This is a genomic window from Nitratireductor sp. XY-223 (genome assembly GCF_004959855.1).
GTDB lineage: Bacteria > Pseudomonadota > Alphaproteobacteria > Rhizobiales > Rhizobiaceae > Hoeflea_A.
Genome location: NZ_SPNT01000003.1, coordinates 496896 through 513083 on the forward strand (window position 1 = coordinate 496896; position 16188 = coordinate 513083).

Here is a 16188-nt window from a genome sequence, read left to right on the forward strand (position 1 = left end):
ATTCCGAAATTTAGGAAAGTAAGATAATAATATAAATTAAAATGACTTACTGGCGTTCGCCCAAAAGTAACCGGCTGTATACAAACTAAACGTTGCGCCGGTAAACACAGTGTTTGTAAAGGGGCGGCCATGGATAGTGCAATTCAGAGTCTGTTTGAAAACGCCGCGACGATCCTCGGCTTTGGCTTTCTAGGCCTTTCGACGATTTTCGTTGTTCTCGGCTATACGAATGTCAAGCAGATCGTCAACCAGCCGGAACCGAACGAGGCCGCGGTCGGGTTGAGCCGGTTTTTCCTGAAAATCGCACTGGTGTTCATGTTGTGCGCCGGGCCGCTGCAGTGGATCACGCTGGCACTCGAAAACTACATTTCGGTCAAGGAAGTCGAACTTCATATCACCATGACCCACCCGGAATGGGAGCACGCCTACGGCGATATTCTGCTCGTTCACAAGGGCAAGACCCATGCGCTGGTCAACAACCCCTACAGCGGCATCTACGGCCAGAACGACGAAATCCAGCTAAACGCGGAAAAGGTGGCCGGCGTGATCCGCAAGATCCAGGCGCAGCTCACCGTGATCAATTCCGTGCGTCGCGCCAGCGGGGTGCCCGTGCTCGGCGAAGACAACGAGCCGGCTGCCGCCCGGCCGGAGCCGCCGCCGCCTGTCGACGCGATCCGGATATTGAGCGGCGGGTGATCGGATGACAATCAAACTGCACCATGTCGTCGCCCTTGTCCTGACGCTGGCGCTGTGCGGCGCCGCCGCCGCGGCCGACAAGTTCGGCCAGAACGTTCCCGCGCACTTGGAAAAGAAGGTCCTGCAGGCACGCCTGATGCGGCTGCCTTACCAGAAGGACCGATACGATCCGAAGAAGTCGGCGAAACTGCTGGAGGAGGTCGTCGCGGCGAAGCCGGATTATTACCGCGCCTATTTCAATCTCGGCCTGACCTATCACGAACTCGGTGATTACGAGAAATCCACGGTGGCCTTTGACAAGGCCCTGCGCATACGCCGGGAGCAGAAGATCGACGATTTTACACTGATCAACACCGCCGGCTGGGTCAGCCTCAAGAACGGCGACCTCATCAGGGCCGAGCGGCTGCTGCTGATCGCCGCGAAAGCGACCAAGGGCACGGACACCTATACCGAGGGCGCCGTGCACAGCAATCTTGGCGAAGTGTATTTTCTGACGCAGCGCTTTGACGATGCCCGCCGGCATCTGACGATTGCCAGCGAGAAATTCGGCTCGCGAGACGCCGCCTACTACCTGGACCTGATCAACCGCACCGAACAGGTGCTGATGCGCCAGCAGATCCAGATTGAGAAACGCACCAAGCGGCGCGCGGCGCCTTCGAACTAGCGGCTTTCCGGCCTACCAGCCCTGGGTCTTGAAGTGGATGTCGGCGCCGGTGTTTTGCGGCTGCCCGCCGGCAAACTCCTTCACCTTGCCGGCAAAGGCTGAAAAGTAGTCGCGCGACTGCACGGTTTTCAGCGTTTCCTGGCTGTCCCAGCGGCCCCAGTGGATTCGGGTTTCGCCGTCATCGGCTACCGAGACCTGATAGGTGAATTTGCCGGCGACATCGTTGTCGGCATTGATCGCAGAAATGAAGGTCTCCATGGCCTCCCGCCAGGCATCCTCGGGGCCGGAGTATTTGTAGGTGATGGTTATTCCGCGCATGTGTCTCTCCCTTAATTAACAACTGCCGTCGATGGCAAGCTGTTTCAAGGCGGCTGTCAGGACCCTCCTGACAAGCTTTGTCAGGAGGGCGTTGCGACGGTTGTGCCGCCCTATGCCGGTTTCAGGTTCCCGCGCAGCCCGTTGAGGTGCTCGTCCCATCCCGCGTCCAGCGCCATCATCAGCCCGAACGGTGCGTCGACTTCGGCAAGTCCCGTGTGTTGCAGCGTCAGCCGGGTGCCGCCGCCGACCTCGTCCAGTGTCCAGGTCACGGTCGTCATCGCCCCTTCGAGCGGCTGGACCGTGAACGAACAGACAAGCTTGGACGGCTTGTCCATCCGCAGGACTGTCCCCCAGCACAGTTTGGTGTCGACGCCGTCATCGGTCTTGCCGAGCAGGGTGTAGTCCTCGCCGTCGCGCAGGTCCTGGTCGGCCGGATGAAACCACAGGGCCAGCTTGTCCCTGTCGGTCAGGAAACTCCATACGGTTTCGCGCGACGCCGCCAGGAAGACGGTCTTGGTGATCTGTGCTTCAGTCATCATTTTTCCTTTCATGGTCCTTCACGGCACGCTGCAGTCCAAGCAGCCTGTCATCCCAGTAGCGGTCGAAGTAGTTGACCCAGTCGGCGACCGGCTTGAGCCCGACCGGTTCGAGGTGGTTGATGCGCTCGCGACCCTCGGTCCGGACGGAAATCAGGCGTCCTTCCTCAAGGACGGTGAGGTGCTTCTTGACCGCCGCACGGGTGATCGAAAAGTGATCTGCAACCTCTGCGATGGTCATGTCGCGGGCGCTCAGATGCATCAGGATGTCACGCCGCGTCGGGTCGGCCAGCGCCCTGAATGCGCCTTGGAGTGCGGCGTTCATGACGGCACCGCGCGGGGGTTAGATCGGGACATGGAGCTCTCCTAAATAATACCAATCGGTATCATTTAACATAATACCAGATGGTATCATGTCAAGGGGTTTTTGCGGCGAACCGGGTTCTGCCGTCAGAGAGTCACGAAAAAGCGGATGATGATGGCGTTGGCCAGGTCGACGAAGAACGCCGATACCATGGGCAGAATGATGAAGGCGAGGGGCGCCGGGCCGTAACGTTTCGTAACCGAGGACATGTTGGCGATGGCCGTTGGCGTCGCCCCCAATGTGAAGCCGGCAAAGCCCGAACTCAGAACGGCGGCGGTGTAATTCCCTCCCATGATCCTGAAGAACAGAAAGACGATAAAGAGGCTGGTGCCGACCACCTGGAGCGCGAGAACACCCAGCAACGGCCCGCCGAGACCCGCGAGGGTCCACAGCTGCATGCTCATCAGTGACATCGCCAGGAACACCGACAGCGAATAGTCGGAAATCACCGCCAGCGCGCGCGTGCGCGCTGGCCAGGGCAGGTTCGGGAAGATCAGCGGCACGGTATTGGACATGACAATCGCCACCAGCAGGCAGGAAACGAAGAGCGGCAGCTTGAAACCCGCCGACACAATTGCCTCGTTGACCGCGTAGCCGACGATGATGGCGATGTAGATCGCCAGGATTGAGCGCATGAGGCTGATGTGATTGACCGCACCGGCTTCCTTGTTGTCCGACTGGTAAGGCAACCCGACAATCGGTCCGCTCGAGGCCCTTGCCTCGAGCCCGTGCCGGTCAATGAGCAGTTTCGCGATCGGGCCGCCGATGAGGGCCGCGCACACTAGTCCGAGAGTTGCCGCGGCGATGCCGATCTCGCTGGCCGCCGCGAAGCCGGTCATCTCCTGGACGGTCGGTCCCCAGGCAATGGCCGTACCGTGACCGCCGATCAGCGCCGCCGATCCAAGGAGGACAGCGAGCGGTGCCGGCAGGTCGAAGGCGAAGGTGCCCAGCAGTCCGATGCAATTCTGCGTCACGATGAAGGCGATGGTGATCAGCAGGAGAATGCCGAGCATCCGTCCGCCGGCGATCAGATCGGCAAAGCGGGCGTTCAGTCCGATTGTGGTGAAGAAAACAACCAGCAATTCGTCGCGCGTATCCAGATTGAAGGTGATTTCCACGCCAAACCCGGAAAATGCGACCCAGGTGATCAAGGCCGCGGCAAGACCGCCGGCCACCGGCTCGGGAATGTTGTAGTTCTTCAGAAAGGCCACACGGCGGGTCAGGAATGCGCCGAGGAAGAATACGATGATGCCGACCGTGACCGCCGGAAAATCCGGGATTTCGATCGAGTGCCAGGTGCCGTCCGTCACGTTGTTACTCCGTCCGCGATTGCCTGCGGCGACTAATGCCCCACCGGGCCGCGGAATGCAAAAGGGTCGGGTGGCGCATTGCCGGTTTTCGAGGCGGAGCTGGAATAGATGTGCAACATCTTGTGAGGACGGGGCAAAAATTCGGACAAACCATTCTGCGATTATTGCTTGATTCCGTTACAACTATTGGTTCAATCCGGATTATGGCCGCAAACACTTCAAGTCTCTGGCAGGCGACGGGCTCCGATAATTCGGAATATCCGGTTCTGGATTCCGAAAAATCCGTCGACCTCGTCATCGTCGGCGGCGGATTCACCGGTTGTTCGGCCGCCCTGACGGCCGCCGGGCAGGGGATGAGCGTATGCCTTCTGGAGGCCGAGAAAATAGGCCACGGCGGTTCGGGCAGGAACGTCGGGCTGGTCAATGCGGGCCTGTGGACACCACCCGATGAAGTCGAACGGATACTTGGCCCGCAACAGGGCAACAGGCTGAACGCGGCATTGGCGGCCGCGCCTGATCTGGTGTTTTCGCTCATTGAGGAACATGCCATCGATTGCGAGGCCGTGCGCAACGGTACGTTGCATTGCGCTCATTCCGATGCCGGGCTACGGGACCTGAGGAGGCGTTTCGAGCAGCAAAAACGCCGCGATGCGCCGGTGACGCTGCTTGACGCCCTCGACACGGCTGCGCGCACCGGAACGTCGCGTTACCACGGCGCGCTGCATGACGCGCGTGCAGGGACCATACAGCCATTATCCTACTGCAGGGGCCTGGCGCGGGCCGCGTTCCGGGCCGGCGCCGAACTTTACTGCGACAGCCCGGTTGTCCGGATCGAGCGGCGCAAGGACCGATGGCTGGTCCAGACCCGGTCCGGTACCGTTTCGGCAAACGCCCTATTGGTCGCCGCCAATGCCTACGCCAGGCCGGCAGCCGGCGTGCCGGATGCGGCTTATGTACCGGTGCATTACTTTCAACTCGCCAGCCGGCCGATGGATGACCACAGCGCCGCGGCGATCCTTCCCGGCGGCGAGGGTTGCTGGGACACGGCCACCGTTATGTCGTCGTTCCGCAAGGACCGCCAGGGTCGGCTTATTGTCGGAGCGGTCGGATCACTGGGACATGCAGGTGCCTCCGTCCATCGGCGGTGGGCGCGAAGCCACATGGTGAGCCTGTTTCCGCACCTTGCGGATCTGCCCATCGAATTCGCCTGGCACGGACGCATTGCCATGACCTCCGACCATCTTCCCAAGATCGTGCGTTTCGGCCCCAACGCCTTTTCGGTGTTCGGTTTCTCGGGCCGCGGCATCGGCCCCGGAACCGTGTTCGGAAAGTCACTGGCGTCAGCGCTGGCGAGTGGAAACGAGGAGGCGCTTCCGGTCACGCCCATGGATTCCTATCGCGAACCGGCCACGGGCCTGAAAGCGGCTTACTACGAGGCTGGCGCCTGCATCGTTCACTTGCTGCGACCGTAAAGCCGGGCCGATCTAGGTCGCGTAGGCCGAACGCCGGTAGATTGCGCTCAGAAGCAGCACCGCAAGCAGCCCCAGAAACGCCATGGCGCCGGCACCGGTGATCGCAAGATTGTATCCGCCGATCTGCCACAGCCACGCACCGGCAAACGGTGCGATGGCGAAGCTTGCGAGGTAGGGCACCGCAAGCAGCCCCGAAATCGAGCCGAAACCAGCGCGCCCGAGCGTCTCGGCGGTGACCACGGGCTTCAGGATGTTGGTCAGCCCGTAAGCGGCGCCCTGCAGCGCCGCAAAGCCGAAAGCCAGTACCGGCGAGGCGCCGGCATTCAGCAGCAGCAGGGACGCGATCGTGATGCCGGCGAAGCAGACCACCGTCATCGTCATGGCGCTGATCCGGTGCTCGACACGCATCATGGCCAGGCGGCCCGCCACCTGCATGGGGCCGATGACCGACGCCACCGTAACGGCAAGCGTCTGTTCCAGGCCGCGATCAGCCAGGATCGGCAGGATGTGGTTGAGCAGCAGCCCGTGGTTCAGCCCGATCATCGGAAAGGCGAATGCCAGCAGCCAGAAGGCCGGACGCGCCATCGCGGCACGCACTGCGTCGCGGTTGCTCGCCTTGTGTTCGGGTTTGTGTTCGGCACGGTCGCCGCGATGCAAAATGGTCGCCCCGGCGAACATCAGCGGCGCCCCCACGGTGGCGACGGCAAGCGCGAAGATCAGCACCGCGCCGCGCCAGCCCAGCACATCGGCAAGCCAGGCGCCCGACGGGAACGCAATGGTCGATGCAAAGCCGGCGCACAGCGAGATCCGGGTGATGGCGCCGCGTGCGGAATGTCCCATCGTCCGGGTGACGAAGGCGAAACAGGGCTCGTAAAGGCTTGCGGCCTGGGCAACGCCGATCAGCGCCCACAGACCGATAAACGAGGCCTGGCTGTCGACCGTCGAAAGCAGCGCAAGCATCGCCGCACCGCCGAAGCAGCCGGAGGTCAGCAACAGGCGTCCGTTGCCGGCGTCGATGATGCGCCCGGCGACCGGTGACAGGATCGCCGAGACCAGAACGGCGGCTGTCAGGCCGAGTGTAAGATCGGTCTTTGCCCAGCCGAGCCCTTCTTCCCAGGACAGCAGGAGCGCGGCGAAACTGTAGAAAAGCCCGGCCCAGACGATGGCCTGCCCGGCGGCCAGCAGCCACACGGCCAGACGTATCCGGCCGTGCACGGCTTCCCCGTAATCGTTCGGTGAAGTCATTTAGGCGTATTGCGCTCCAAGCAGGTCGGGAACGTCCCGGATCAGGTGATGAGTTGGAAGATGATGCCCGATCCGATGGCACCGAGCAATCCCAGTGCCAGATAGCTCGCAAAGACACCGCGCTTGACCAGCGACCACACGGCCGCCATTGCCGGTATGGAACTGACCGCGCCGGCGACCATGAATGCCATGGCGGCCCCTGCGCTCATGCCCTGGTCCATGAGGCCGGCGAGGAGCGGCGGCGCGACATAGCCGTTGAGATAGGCCGGCATGCCGACGACGGCCGCGGTCGCGATGGACCCGACCCCGTTGCCGCCGACGGCCGCGGCGATCAGGGATGCGGGTACGTAGGTGACTAAAAGAGCCTCCAACACATAGGCAAGGGCCAACCACTGCAGGAGAAACAAGGCGTTGGAGGCAAACTCTGAGCGAAACACGCTGCGCCGGCTGTCGGTTCGCCAGAAAGCCCATTCGGGTTTTCCCTCGAACGGCGAGCGGGCGCAGCCGCAGCCGCCCTGCGACCGCTGGCGCAACGGGTCGGAAAACAGGCCGGCGGCGAGGGCGGCCTTGATGGCAAATCCGCCGAGCAGGCCAAGCGCGACCGCCGATGCCGCCTTGCCGACGGCAAACGGCCAGCCGAGCGCGCTCGCTGTTATGACCAGGGTAGGGGGGTCGACCAGCGGCGAGGAGAGCCAGAACGCCATCACTGCGGATAGCGGCGCGCCAACGGCGAGCAGGCCGGCGATAAACGGGATGACCTCGCAGGAGCAGAACGGCGCAAGCCCGCCAAGAAGCGCCGCGAGCACGATCATGCGGTTCTCGCGGCCTTCGAAGGCGCGCGCCACATAGGCTTCGGCGCCGGCGGCCTTGAGCCACGCGATCATCATTACGGCCACGAATATGAACGGCAGCGTGCCGACAAACGCCCTTGCCGCGAATTCGATGACCGGCGCCGTGTTCGCCTGGTCAAAGATGAAGACCAGAAGCGGCGCCGCAATCACGACGGTCCACGGCGACTTCAGCCGCGCCACAATCTGCCGGAAATCCCGGGCCACGGGCTGCTGTGCCTGTTGGGTAATGTCGGACAAGCCACCATCTCCTGAAAGCGAGTGTCATTGCATGTCAATAAAACTATAAATCTAGTTATATCGAAAAAAGGAGATGGTCAAGCGGGCCGGCGGCTATTTTTCCGAAATCTCCGGCACGGCCCCGTCCTCGGCGAAGCTGGAAAGGATCGGGCAGTCCGGCCGGTCGTCGCCGTGACACGATTCTGCAAGGTGTGACAGTTCCCGGTGCAGCAGCTCGAGTTCGCGCATCTTGCGTTCAATTTCGGCGATGCGCTGCATGGCCAGTTTCTTGACATCCCGGCTCGGCCGGTCCCGGTCCTGGTAAAGATCGAGCAGTTCGCGGCATGCTTCGACGGAAAATCCGAAGGCGCGGGCGCGCCGCACGAAAATCAGCTTTCGCAGCTCGATGTCGCTGTAGAGCCGGTAGCCCGACTGCGACCTTGCGTCCGGTTTGACGAGGCCGATATCCGCGTAATATCGCACCGTCTTGGTCGGCAGGCCCGAGGCCCGCGCGACATCACCGATCGTCAGCATCAAATTCCTCCTTGACCTTCCAGTAGCTGGAAGGATTTACAGATCGGCCAACTCAGGTCAAAGGAATTCGCGAATGAGTCTCGTCGACACCGTTTCAGCCATCAGCTGGCGCTGCAATCACACCTGGAAGCGTGCCTCGGTCAACACGTTGTGGTGCCTTGCCGGCTGCTCGATCGGCGACATGGGCACGATCCTGTTTTTCCAGCTCACCGGCATTCCCTGGCCGACCCTTGCCATCATGACGCTGGCGATTGCCAACGGGCTGCTGACCTCGATCGCGCTGGAGACGGTGATCCTGTCGCGGCAGATGAACCTTGCACTCGCATTCAAGACCGCCTGCGGCATGTCGCTGATCTCCATGATCGCCATGGAAGCGGCGATGAACGCCGTCGATATCGCCATTATGGGCGGCGCCAAGCTGACCCTGTGGATATTGCCGATCATGTGGCTGGCGGGCTTTCTTGCACCGCTGCCTTACAACTACTGGCGCCCCAAGGCGCTCGGCAAGGCATGCCATTAAAAAATAGAATAAAATCAGCATTATGGAATAGTGTTTTACATCAGGCGCCTTCGGCGCCTGTCACTTTTTTGTAGAAATTCGCTTGATTCCGAAAGCGCTTTCGGAATATTATTTCGCCATGTCCAAGGTCAGCCTGAAAGCGCTTTCGGAAAAACTGGGCCTCACTGAGGGCACCGTTTCGCGAGCGCTCAACAACTACACAGACATCTCGGAGAAAACCCGGGAGCGTGTGCGTGCCGCGGCGCAGGAAATGGGCTACCGCCCGAATTCCAGCGCCCGAAGGCTGGCGATCGGCAATGCCGAATGCGTCGGCTACGTCATGTCCTGGCAGCTCGGCCATCTCTCCGAACCCTTCTTGGGCGAGTTGCTGGACGGCTTGAGCGAGTCGCTTTCCGATCGGCACTGGGATCTGACGCTGGCCGTCTCGCGATCCGCCCAGGATGAACTGGCGATCATTTCGCGCATGGCACAGTCGGGACGCGTCAACGGCCTCGTCATTTCGCGGACGTTGACCCACGACCCGCGCGTCGACCGAATGCGCGAGATCGGCATCCCCTTCGTCACCCACGGGCGGACGGCCAACTCGGATGAGCACGCCTGGTTCGATATCGACAACTACTCCGCATTTCGCGAGGCCGTCGCCCATCTGTGCCAGCTCGGTCACCGGCGCATCAGCCACATCCGCGGACCGCTGGAGTACAATTTCGCCGCCAGTCGTCACGCCGGGTATCGCAGGGGTCTGCTCGACCACGGGCTGGATCTTTATCCGGAGCTCGAGGCGAAATCCGACATGAGCGAGAATGGCGGGTATCGCGCCATGCGCTACCTGCTGTCGCTGCAAAAGCCGCCGACCGCCGTGGTCTGCGTTTCGGACAGCGTGGCGCTCGGCGCCATGAAGGCGATCCGCGAGCGTGGCTGGCGCCCGGGCAGGGAAGTCTCGGTCATCGGCTATGACGGCCTGCCCCTTGGCGAACACACCGATCCGCCGCTGACAACCATGGCGCAGCCGCTGCAGACAGCCGGCCGGAAGATCGGCGACATGCTGCTGGCCGTCATCGACGGCGCGGACCCGAAACAGCAACAAGAGCTCTGGAGCGCCACCCTTGAGCGGCGCGAGACCGACGGACCGCCAATGGCGGAACAAAGCTGACTATCCAGGAAAAATATAACGGGAGGAAAAAATGAGACCACTAAGCAAACTGGCCGCCGGACTATTGCTGTCCGCGTCAATGGTGACACTGGCCCAGGCCGACACGATCCGCTTCTGGACCACAGAGGAACAGCCGGAACGGCTCGCCAAGCAGCAGGAAATGGCGGCCGAGTTCAAGGCCAAGACGGGCCACGAGGTCGAGGTCATCCCGGTATCCGAGTCTGAACTTGGAACGCGCGCGACCGCGGCTTTCGCGGCAAACGACCTCCCGGACGTCATCTATCACACGCTGCAATACGTGCTGCCCTGGGCGGAAGCCGGCATCCTCGACATCGAGACGAACGACGAGATCGTTCAAGAGCTGGGTGTCGACACATTCGCACCGGGCGCCATCGCCATGGCGCAGTCCGACGGCTTGACGGCGGCGGTTCCCGTCGACGGCTGGACACAGATGGTCGTCTACCGCAAGGATCTTTTCGATGAAGCCGGTCTCGGCGCGCCGGACTCGTTCGAATCCATCAAGGCGGCGCTCGACAAGCTGCACAATCCGCCGGAAATGTACGGCTTCGTCGCGGCAACCAAGATCGACGAGAACTTCATGAGCCAGGTGCTCGAGCACGTGTTCCTCGCCAATGGCGTGTCGCCGGTCGATTCGGACGGCTTCAAGCCGCTCGATCCGAAGGCGACGGGCGAGGTGCTCGATTTCTACAAGGCGATTGCCAAAGCTTCGCCGCCCGGCGAACTGTTCTGGAAACAGTCGCGCGAACTCTATTTCGCGGGCGACGCGGCGATGATCATCTGGTCGCCCTTCATCCTCGATGAACTGGCGGGCCTGCGCGATTCCGCGCCGCCGACGATCAACGACGATCCGACCTCGCGCGAGCTTGCCGCCAAGACCGATGTGGTCACTGCCTTTTCCGGGCCCTCCAACCCGGATGGCGCAGCCTGGGCAGACGTTCGGTATTTCGGCGTAACGGCCGACGCCAACACGGACGTGGCGGCGGAGTTCGTCAAGTTCTCGATGGACGACGGCTACACCAGCACGCTGTCGATCGCGCCGGAGGGCAAGTTCCCCGTCCGCAAGGGAACAATGGACGAGCCCACCAAGTTCGTGGAGGCATGGTCGAAACTGCCGGTCGGCGTTGACCGCAAGGCACCGCTGTCAGACCTCTATCCGGCCGAAACAATCGACCGGATCGTGGCCGGCCTCGAGAGCGGCAACCGCTGGGGCGTCAAGGAGGGCCAGCTCGCGCTTGCCTCCAAGATCATCAACAGCCAGGCGATCAACCGCATCGTTCGCGAGCATATCGACGGCGAGATCGATACGCCCACGGCCGTTGAAAAGCTCAATGAAGAGCTCGCCAAGGTGAATTAAGGCAAAGGACCGCGCTGCCCGTGCGGCGCGGTCGGACAATCCTGACCGGCTGAGAAAAGATGACTGCTGAACCCACACCTCCCAAGGGGATCGGCCCGATGGCGAAGCGTGAGATGAAGCTCGCCTATGTGATGCTTCTTCCCACCTTCGCGATCGTTCTGGCGATCGTCATGGGGCCGCTGCTCGCCAATTTCTGGATCTCGTTCAAGCCCGTTCAACTCGGCGACCTGCGGCCTGCGTCGCTGATCACCAACGAGCGCCTGCGCGGCGATGCCGAAAATGCCGGCGATGCCGTCGCCATCGAATATCGGATCCGCAACTCATCGCGGGACGACACGATCGCGGGAGCCGGTTTTACGGACACGCTGCCCGAAGGGCTCACGCCGACGGCACTGGACGAGCGCTGCACCGTATCTGGACAGTTTCTGACCTGCGAACTCGGCGACATCGAGGGCGGTTTCCGCGACCGCATCCGCATCGAGGCGACGGTCGAGCCGAGCTATTTGGAAAACGCGCTCAATCCGCGTGACAGCAGGCCGGTGATCACCGGAACGGCGGACAACGTGCTGACCAATTTCGAGTTTTCCCTGGAGAATTTCCGCAGGGTCTTTTCATCGTCCGAGTTCTGGCATGTGCTGCGCGTGTCGATGTACTACACGATCTTCGGAACCGCCGGCGCTCTGGTTCTGGGCCTCTTCGCCGCCCAGCTTCTGAACACCACCTTTGCCGGGCGCGGATTCCTGCGCGGGCTTTTCCTGTTCCCCTATGTGGCACCGGTCATCGCGGTCGCCTTTACATGGGTCGTGCTCCTGGATCCGTTCTCGGGAACGCTGAACTCGATCCTCCAACAGATCGGCTTTATCGATTCCCCGGTCAATTTCTTCGGCGAGCGGGCGGTGACAATCAATCTGTTCGGCCTGCAGTTCGATTTCCCAGTGGCGCTGAGCACCGTGATCGCCTTCGAGGCCTGGCGCTATTTCCCGCTGTCGTTCCTTTTCATCCTGGCGCGCATGCAGTCGATTTCTTCGGAAATGTACGAGGCGGCCGAGATCGACGGCGCGACACCGCTGCAACAGTTCTGGTACCTGTCGCTCCCGCAACTCGCCGGAATCCTGGCGGTGCTGTTCCTGCTGAGGTTCATCTGGACCTTCAACAAGTTCGACGACATCTTCCTGCTGACGGGCGGCGCTGCCGGAACGCGCACGCTGACCGTCGACGTCTACGAGCAGGCGTTCGCCGTATCCAACCTCGGTGCCGGTGCGGCTGTCGCGGTCGTTGTCTTCATCGTCCTTTTGACCTTCTCACTTCTGTTCTTCACGTTTTCACCAAAGGATGAGGCATGACACGCCCGGGCATCGGATTCATCGCGGCCGTTGTCTCTGGAGGCATCTGGGGTGCCTGCTGGATGATTGTCATCTCCGTTATCTTCATGCTGGTTTCGGGCGCGATCACCCGACCGCCGGTCGGCATCGCCCTGCTTGCCGGTGTGGCGAGCGCGGCGGTGCTGGCGGCCACCATGCCGTCGCAAAGGACGCCCGGCATCCAGATCGCCAGCATCGCCGCCATCATTGTGCTGCTCGGCGGCCTGACTCTCGGCGCGCCGCTCGGGCTGCCGCTGTCGCAGGTGCCGCTTTACCAGCTTGTCGCCATTGCCATCCTGATCGTCCTGATCTGGATTTCCAACAGGCTGGTCATCGGCGACCTTTCGGGCGGATCCCTGCCGCGCTATCAGCTCGAACTCATGTTCATCCGCATGATGAAAGGCCTGGGCTTCGTCGTCTTCACCGTGATCGTCGCCCTGCCGTTTTATGTCATGGTGATGACCAGCCTGAAGAGCCAGCAGTCGCTGCTGGCCAATCCGCTGGACTTCTCCATCGACCTCAGTCAGGGCGCCGAGTCGCTGTTCCGTTCCTATATCGAGCTGTTCACGCAGTTCCGCTTCGGCACGTTCCTGATCAATTCGGCCATCGTGTCGGTCGCCACCGTCATCATCACGCTCGCCTTCTCGATACCGGGTGCCTATGCGGTCTCGCGGCTGCGGTTTCCGGGGCAAGCCTTCCTGTCGCGCTCGATCCTGCTGATCTACATGGTGCCGGCGATCGTGCTGGTCATTCCGCTCTACGCCGTCTTCTCGCAGATCGGCCTGCGCAATACGCTGACCGGACTGATGGTCGTCTATCCGGCGACGACGATTCCCGTCGCGCTTTATATGCTGCAGGGTTATTTCCGCGGTCTTCCGGCCGAACTGGAGGAGGCCGGGCTCATGGACGGGCTTACCCGTGTCGGCGTGATCTTGAAGATCACGTTGCCGCTGTCGCTTCCGGCGCTCGCCTCGGTCGCGCTTTACGTCTTCATGATCGCCTGGAACGAGTTCCTGTTCGCTTTCATGTTCCTGGACAATATCGACATCTTCACGCTCTCGCGCGGTGTCGTGTCACTCAACTCATCCGAGGTGCCGCGCCAGCATCTCATGGCCGGAGCGGTGGTCGCCACCGTGCCCGTGCTCTTCATCTTTCTGTGGTTCGAGCGGTTCCTCGTCTCGGGGCTGACCGCCGGCAGCGTCAAAGGATAGCAAATGCGATCAAGTCTGGACGAGGAAGCCATCGGCATCCTCAAAGCGAACGACAGGGGCGGTTTCACCGTTCCGACAGCACGGCTTTATCCCTACCAGTGGAACTGGGATTCGGCCTTTGCCGCGCTGGGTTTCGCGGAGTTCGACCGGGACCGCGCGTGGCGCGAGATCGAGACGCTGTTCGAGGCGCAATGGCCCGACGGCATGGTGCCGCATATCGTCTTCCGCCAGAACGATCCGGACTATTTTCCCGGGCCCGCCATCTGGCAGTCGAACACCGAGCCGCCGTCGTCCGGTCACTCGCAGCCACCGGTGACGGCCAGCATCGTCCTGCGGCTGGTGGAGAGCGGCGGTACAGCTGATATTGAGCGCGCGCGCGCGTTGTTTGACAGGATGCTGGCTTTCCACCGCTGGTTCCACGCAATGCGCGATCCGGAGGACACCGGCCTGGTCGGCATCATCCACCCCTGGGAATCGGGGCGCGACAATTGTCCGGACTGGGATATCGGCATGGACCGGATCGTCGTTCCGGACGATCTCGGGCCCTATCAGCGCCGCGATACGGAGCACATCGATCCGGCCGAAAGACCAAGCGCCGAACAGTATGACCGCTACCTGACGATCATCAAGTTCGGCCGCGAATGCGGCTGGGATCACGTCGAAATGGCACGCAACGGCCCGTTCTACATGGGCGATCCCGGTGTGCAATTCATCCTGATGCGTGCCGACCGCGATCTCTTGAGGCTCGCCGAACTGCTCGGTGAGCGTTCCGCCCAGTCCGAGATTGCGCACTGGCTGGAACGCGCGCGCGACGGCTGCCAGTTGCTGTGGAATCCGGCCGTGAACGCCTTTTGTGCCCGGGATCTGCGCACCCGCGAATTCTCGGACGGCATTACCAGCGCGTCCATGCTGGCCTTCTACGCCGGCGCCGGGTCCGACGAGCAGCGCGATGCCATGGCCGCCCATGCGCGGCGCATACTGGATGATGTCGAGTTCGGCTTTCCGAGTTTCGATCCGACGCATCCGCGTTTCGAATCGAAGCGCTACTGGCGCGGGCCGGTCTGGGCGATCATCAACTTCCTGATCGTCGACGGCCTGAACAACGCCGGCGAGACCGAACTGGCCGATCGCATAAAGGCCGACACCCGCCGGCTGATCGAAACGGCCGGCTTCTATGAATATTTCGACCCGCGGACCGGCGAGGGCCTGGGCGGGGCGGATTTTACCTGGACCGCGGCGGTGCACCTTGTCTGGGGCAGCGGTTCAACCAATTCCCAGGCGGCATGAGAGGATCGGACGGATGGGCTCCATACGGCTTGAAAATGTTGAGAAATGGTTTGGCGAAGTCCAGGTCATCAAGGGGGTCGATCTCGATATAGCGGACGGCGAGTTCGTTATCTTCGTCGGCCCGTCCGGCTGCGGCAAGTCGACCCTCCTGCGCATGATCTCGGGGCTTGAGGAAACGAGCCGCGGCAAGATCCTGCTCGATGATGTCGACGTGACGGCCGAGCCGCCGTCCGGCCGCAAGCTGTCGATGGTATTCCAGTCCTACGCACTCTACCCGCATATGACGGTCGGCGAGAACATGGGTTTTGGCTTGAAGACGGCCGGCGAGGCCAGAGCACAAATCGCCAGCAAGGTGGACGAGGCGGCGCGGGTGCTCAAGCTCGATGCGCTTTTGGACCGCAGGCCGAAGGCGCTCTCCGGCGGCCAGCGGCAGCGCGTCGCGATCGGCCGGGCGATCGTGCGCGAACCGAAGGGCTTCCTCTTCGACGAACCGCTCTCCAACCTCGACGCGGCGCTGCGTGTGGAGATGCGGCTGGAGATCGCAAGGCTGCACCAGAACCTTTCGACGACAATGATCTATGTGACCCACGACCAGGTGGAGGCGATGACGCTGGCGGACCGTATTGTCGTGCTCAAGGACGGGCTGATCATGCAGGTCGGCACGCCCCGCGAGCTCTACGAGAACCCGAACAGCCTGTTCGTTGCCCAGTTCATCGGTAGCCCCAAGATGAACATCATGCCGGCGAGCGCCGACGGCAGCACATTCACGGTCTCGGGCCACGGCAGCGGCGCGCACAGGCTGGGTGAGGTGGCCGGCTCGGCTGCCAGCCTGGGGATCCGGCCGGAGCACATCGACCTTGCCGAGGGCGACGATGCCCACTGCACGGGCGTCGTCGAGGTCGCCGAATATCTCGGTGCGGATACCTATCTTTATGTGAACTGCGCGGGCCTCGACACCATCGTGGTGCGGCGCACCGGCGCCGGGATCATCCGTCACGGGGAAACGGTCGGGTTGAAATTCAACGAGGCCGACATCCACCTGTTCAACGGCGAGGGACGCTCGGTCAATACGGCCTGA

The 16188-nt window shown here is 62.2% G+C and carries 17 protein-coding genes; 10 read left to right on the forward strand and 7 right to left on the reverse strand.

Annotated elements, in window-relative coordinates; genetic code table 11:
- The first annotated feature begins 129 nt into the window (after positions 1 to 129).
- Together E4M07_RS13930 and E4M07_RS13935 are read left to right on the forward strand one after the other, a co-directional pair.
- Positions 130 to 696 carry a hypothetical protein gene (locus tag E4M07_RS13930; RefSeq protein ID WP_136658949.1) on the forward strand — a complete coding sequence of 189 codons (567 nt, stop codon included), beginning with the start codon at positions 130 to 132 and terminating at the stop codon, positions 694 to 696.
- 4 nt (positions 697 to 700) lie between these two features.
- Entirely contained in the window at positions 701 to 1360 is a 660-nt protein-coding gene (locus E4M07_RS13935; RefSeq protein ID WP_136658950.1) for a tetratricopeptide repeat protein, read from the forward strand.
- A 12-nt stretch (positions 1361 to 1372) separates the two neighbouring features.
- On the opposite strand, the gene E4M07_RS13940 is transcribed toward E4M07_RS13935, so the two are convergent.
- From E4M07_RS13940 to gltS, 4 genes are all read right to left on the reverse strand, one after another.
- Positions 1373 to 1678, reverse strand: a complete 306-nt coding sequence (locus E4M07_RS13940; RefSeq protein ID WP_136658951.1) for a hypothetical protein — start codon at positions 1676 to 1678, stop codon at positions 1373 to 1375.
- Positions 1679 to 1788: 110 nt separating this feature from the next.
- A complete protein-coding gene (locus E4M07_RS13945; RefSeq protein ID WP_206057252.1) occupies positions 1789 to 2217 on the reverse strand; it encodes an SRPBCC domain-containing protein in 429 nt (142 codons plus the stop codon).
- The gene (locus E4M07_RS13950; protein ID WP_136658953.1) at positions 2207 to 2539 is read right to left on the reverse strand and encodes a metalloregulator ArsR/SmtB family transcription factor; all 333 of its coding nucleotides are present in this window, start codon (positions 2537 to 2539) and stop codon (positions 2207 to 2209) included. The genes E4M07_RS13945 and E4M07_RS13950 overlap by 11 nt, the downstream gene beginning before the upstream one ends.
- A gap of 125 nt (positions 2540 to 2664) precedes the next feature.
- Positions 2665 to 3888 (reverse strand): sodium/glutamate symporter, encoded by a 1224-nt coding sequence (gltS, locus tag E4M07_RS13955; RefSeq protein WP_206057253.1) that lies wholly within the window; start codon positions 3886 to 3888, stop codon positions 2665 to 2667.
- A gap of 203 nt (positions 3889 to 4091) precedes the next feature.
- Between gltS and E4M07_RS13960 the strand changes: the two genes are divergently transcribed.
- Positions 4092 to 5360: an FAD-binding oxidoreductase gene (locus tag E4M07_RS13960; RefSeq protein ID WP_136658954.1), complete on the forward strand. Its 1269-nt coding sequence runs from the start codon at positions 4092 to 4094 to the stop codon at positions 5358 to 5360.
- A 12-nt stretch (positions 5361 to 5372) separates the two neighbouring features.
- Here the strand turns inward: E4M07_RS13960 and E4M07_RS13965 are convergent, their stop codons facing one another.
- The 3 genes from E4M07_RS13965 to cueR all read right to left on the reverse strand — a co-directional run bounded on the left by E4M07_RS13965 (position 5373) and on the right by cueR (position 8203).
- Complete coding sequence (locus E4M07_RS13965; RefSeq protein ID WP_136658955.1) at positions 5373 to 6605, reverse strand: MFS transporter; 1233 nt, start codon at positions 6603 to 6605, stop codon at positions 5373 to 5375.
- Between the two features lie 41 nt (positions 6606 to 6646).
- Positions 6647 to 7693, reverse strand: coding sequence for a permease (locus tag E4M07_RS13970; RefSeq protein WP_136658956.1), 1047 nt, complete (start codon positions 7691 to 7693; stop codon positions 6647 to 6649).
- 93 nt (positions 7694 to 7786) lie between these two features.
- On the reverse strand, positions 7787 to 8203 hold the full coding sequence (gene cueR / locus E4M07_RS13975; RefSeq protein WP_136659206.1) for a Cu(I)-responsive transcriptional regulator: 417 nt from the start codon (positions 8201 to 8203) through the stop codon (positions 7787 to 7789).
- Between the two features lie 76 nt (positions 8204 to 8279).
- Between cueR and E4M07_RS13980 the strand changes: the two genes are divergently transcribed.
- The 7 genes from E4M07_RS13980 (at position 8280) to E4M07_RS14010 (ending at position 16188) form a co-directional block, all read left to right on the forward strand.
- Complete coding sequence (locus tag E4M07_RS13980; protein WP_136658957.1) at positions 8280 to 8726, forward strand: DUF4396 domain-containing protein; 447 nt, start codon at positions 8280 to 8282, stop codon at positions 8724 to 8726.
- 82 nt (positions 8727 to 8808) lie between these two features.
- Positions 8809 to 9876: a substrate-binding domain-containing protein gene (locus E4M07_RS13985; RefSeq protein WP_206057254.1), complete on the forward strand. Its 1068-nt coding sequence runs from the start codon at positions 8809 to 8811 to the stop codon at positions 9874 to 9876.
- A gap of 31 nt (positions 9877 to 9907) precedes the next feature.
- Complete coding sequence (locus E4M07_RS13990) at positions 9908 to 11251, forward strand: extracellular solute-binding protein (RefSeq protein WP_136658959.1); 1344 nt, start codon at positions 9908 to 9910, stop codon at positions 11249 to 11251.
- A 59-nt stretch (positions 11252 to 11310) separates the two neighbouring features.
- Complete coding sequence (locus E4M07_RS13995; protein WP_206057255.1) at positions 11311 to 12594, forward strand: sugar ABC transporter permease; 1284 nt, start codon at positions 11311 to 11313, stop codon at positions 12592 to 12594.
- Positions 12591 to 13823, forward strand: coding sequence for a carbohydrate ABC transporter permease (locus E4M07_RS14000; RefSeq protein ID WP_136658960.1), 1233 nt, complete (start codon positions 12591 to 12593; stop codon positions 13821 to 13823). The genes E4M07_RS13995 and E4M07_RS14000 overlap by 4 nt, the downstream gene beginning before the upstream one ends.
- Positions 13824 to 13826: 3 nt before the next feature.
- Positions 13827 to 15110: a trehalase family glycosidase gene (locus tag E4M07_RS14005; protein ID WP_136658961.1), complete on the forward strand. Its 1284-nt coding sequence runs from the start codon at positions 13827 to 13829 to the stop codon at positions 15108 to 15110.
- Positions 15111 to 15123: 13 nt separating this feature from the next.
- Positions 15124 to 16188 (forward strand): ABC transporter ATP-binding protein, encoded by a 1065-nt coding sequence (locus E4M07_RS14010; RefSeq protein ID WP_136658962.1) that lies wholly within the window; start codon positions 15124 to 15126, stop codon positions 16186 to 16188.

Excerpts from the sequence above, each read along its gene's own strand:
- E4M07_RS14000 (WP_136658960.1), top strand. The coding sequence starts at position 12,591 with ATGACACGCCCGGGCATCGGATTCATCGCGGCCGTTGTCTCTGGAGGC.
- E4M07_RS13935 (WP_136658950.1), top strand. The coding sequence starts at position 701 with ATGACAATCAAACTGCACCATGTCGTCGCCCTTGTCCTGACGCTGGCG.
- E4M07_RS13950 (WP_136658953.1), bottom strand. The coding sequence starts at position 2,539 with ATGAACGCCGCACTCCAAGGCGCATTCAGGGCGCTGGCCGACCCGACG.
- E4M07_RS14005 (WP_136658961.1), top strand. The coding sequence starts at position 13,827 with ATGCGATCAAGTCTGGACGAGGAAGCCATCGGCATCCTCAAAGCGAAC.
- E4M07_RS13980 (WP_136658957.1), top strand. The coding sequence starts at position 8,280 with ATGAGTCTCGTCGACACCGTTTCAGCCATCAGCTGGCGCTGCAATCAC.
- E4M07_RS13990 (WP_136658959.1), top strand. The coding sequence starts at position 9,908 with ATGAGACCACTAAGCAAACTGGCCGCCGGACTATTGCTGTCCGCGTCA.
- E4M07_RS13930 (WP_136658949.1), top strand. The coding sequence starts at position 130 with ATGGATAGTGCAATTCAGAGTCTGTTTGAAAACGCCGCGACGATCCTC.
- E4M07_RS13965 (WP_136658955.1), bottom strand. The coding sequence starts at position 6,605 with ATGACTTCACCGAACGATTACGGGGAAGCCGTGCACGGCCGGATACGT.
- E4M07_RS13960 (WP_136658954.1), top strand. The coding sequence starts at position 4,092 with ATGGCCGCAAACACTTCAAGTCTCTGGCAGGCGACGGGCTCCGATAAT.
- E4M07_RS13940 (WP_136658951.1), bottom strand. The coding sequence starts at position 1,678 with ATGCGCGGAATAACCATCACCTACAAATACTCCGGCCCCGAGGATGCC.
- E4M07_RS14010 (WP_136658962.1), top strand. The coding sequence starts at position 15,124 with ATGGGCTCCATACGGCTTGAAAATGTTGAGAAATGGTTTGGCGAAGTC.
- E4M07_RS13995 (WP_206057255.1), top strand. The coding sequence starts at position 11,311 with ATGACTGCTGAACCCACACCTCCCAAGGGGATCGGCCCGATGGCGAAG.
- E4M07_RS13945 (WP_206057252.1), bottom strand. The coding sequence starts at position 2,217 with ATGATGACTGAAGCACAGATCACCAAGACCGTCTTCCTGGCGGCGTCG.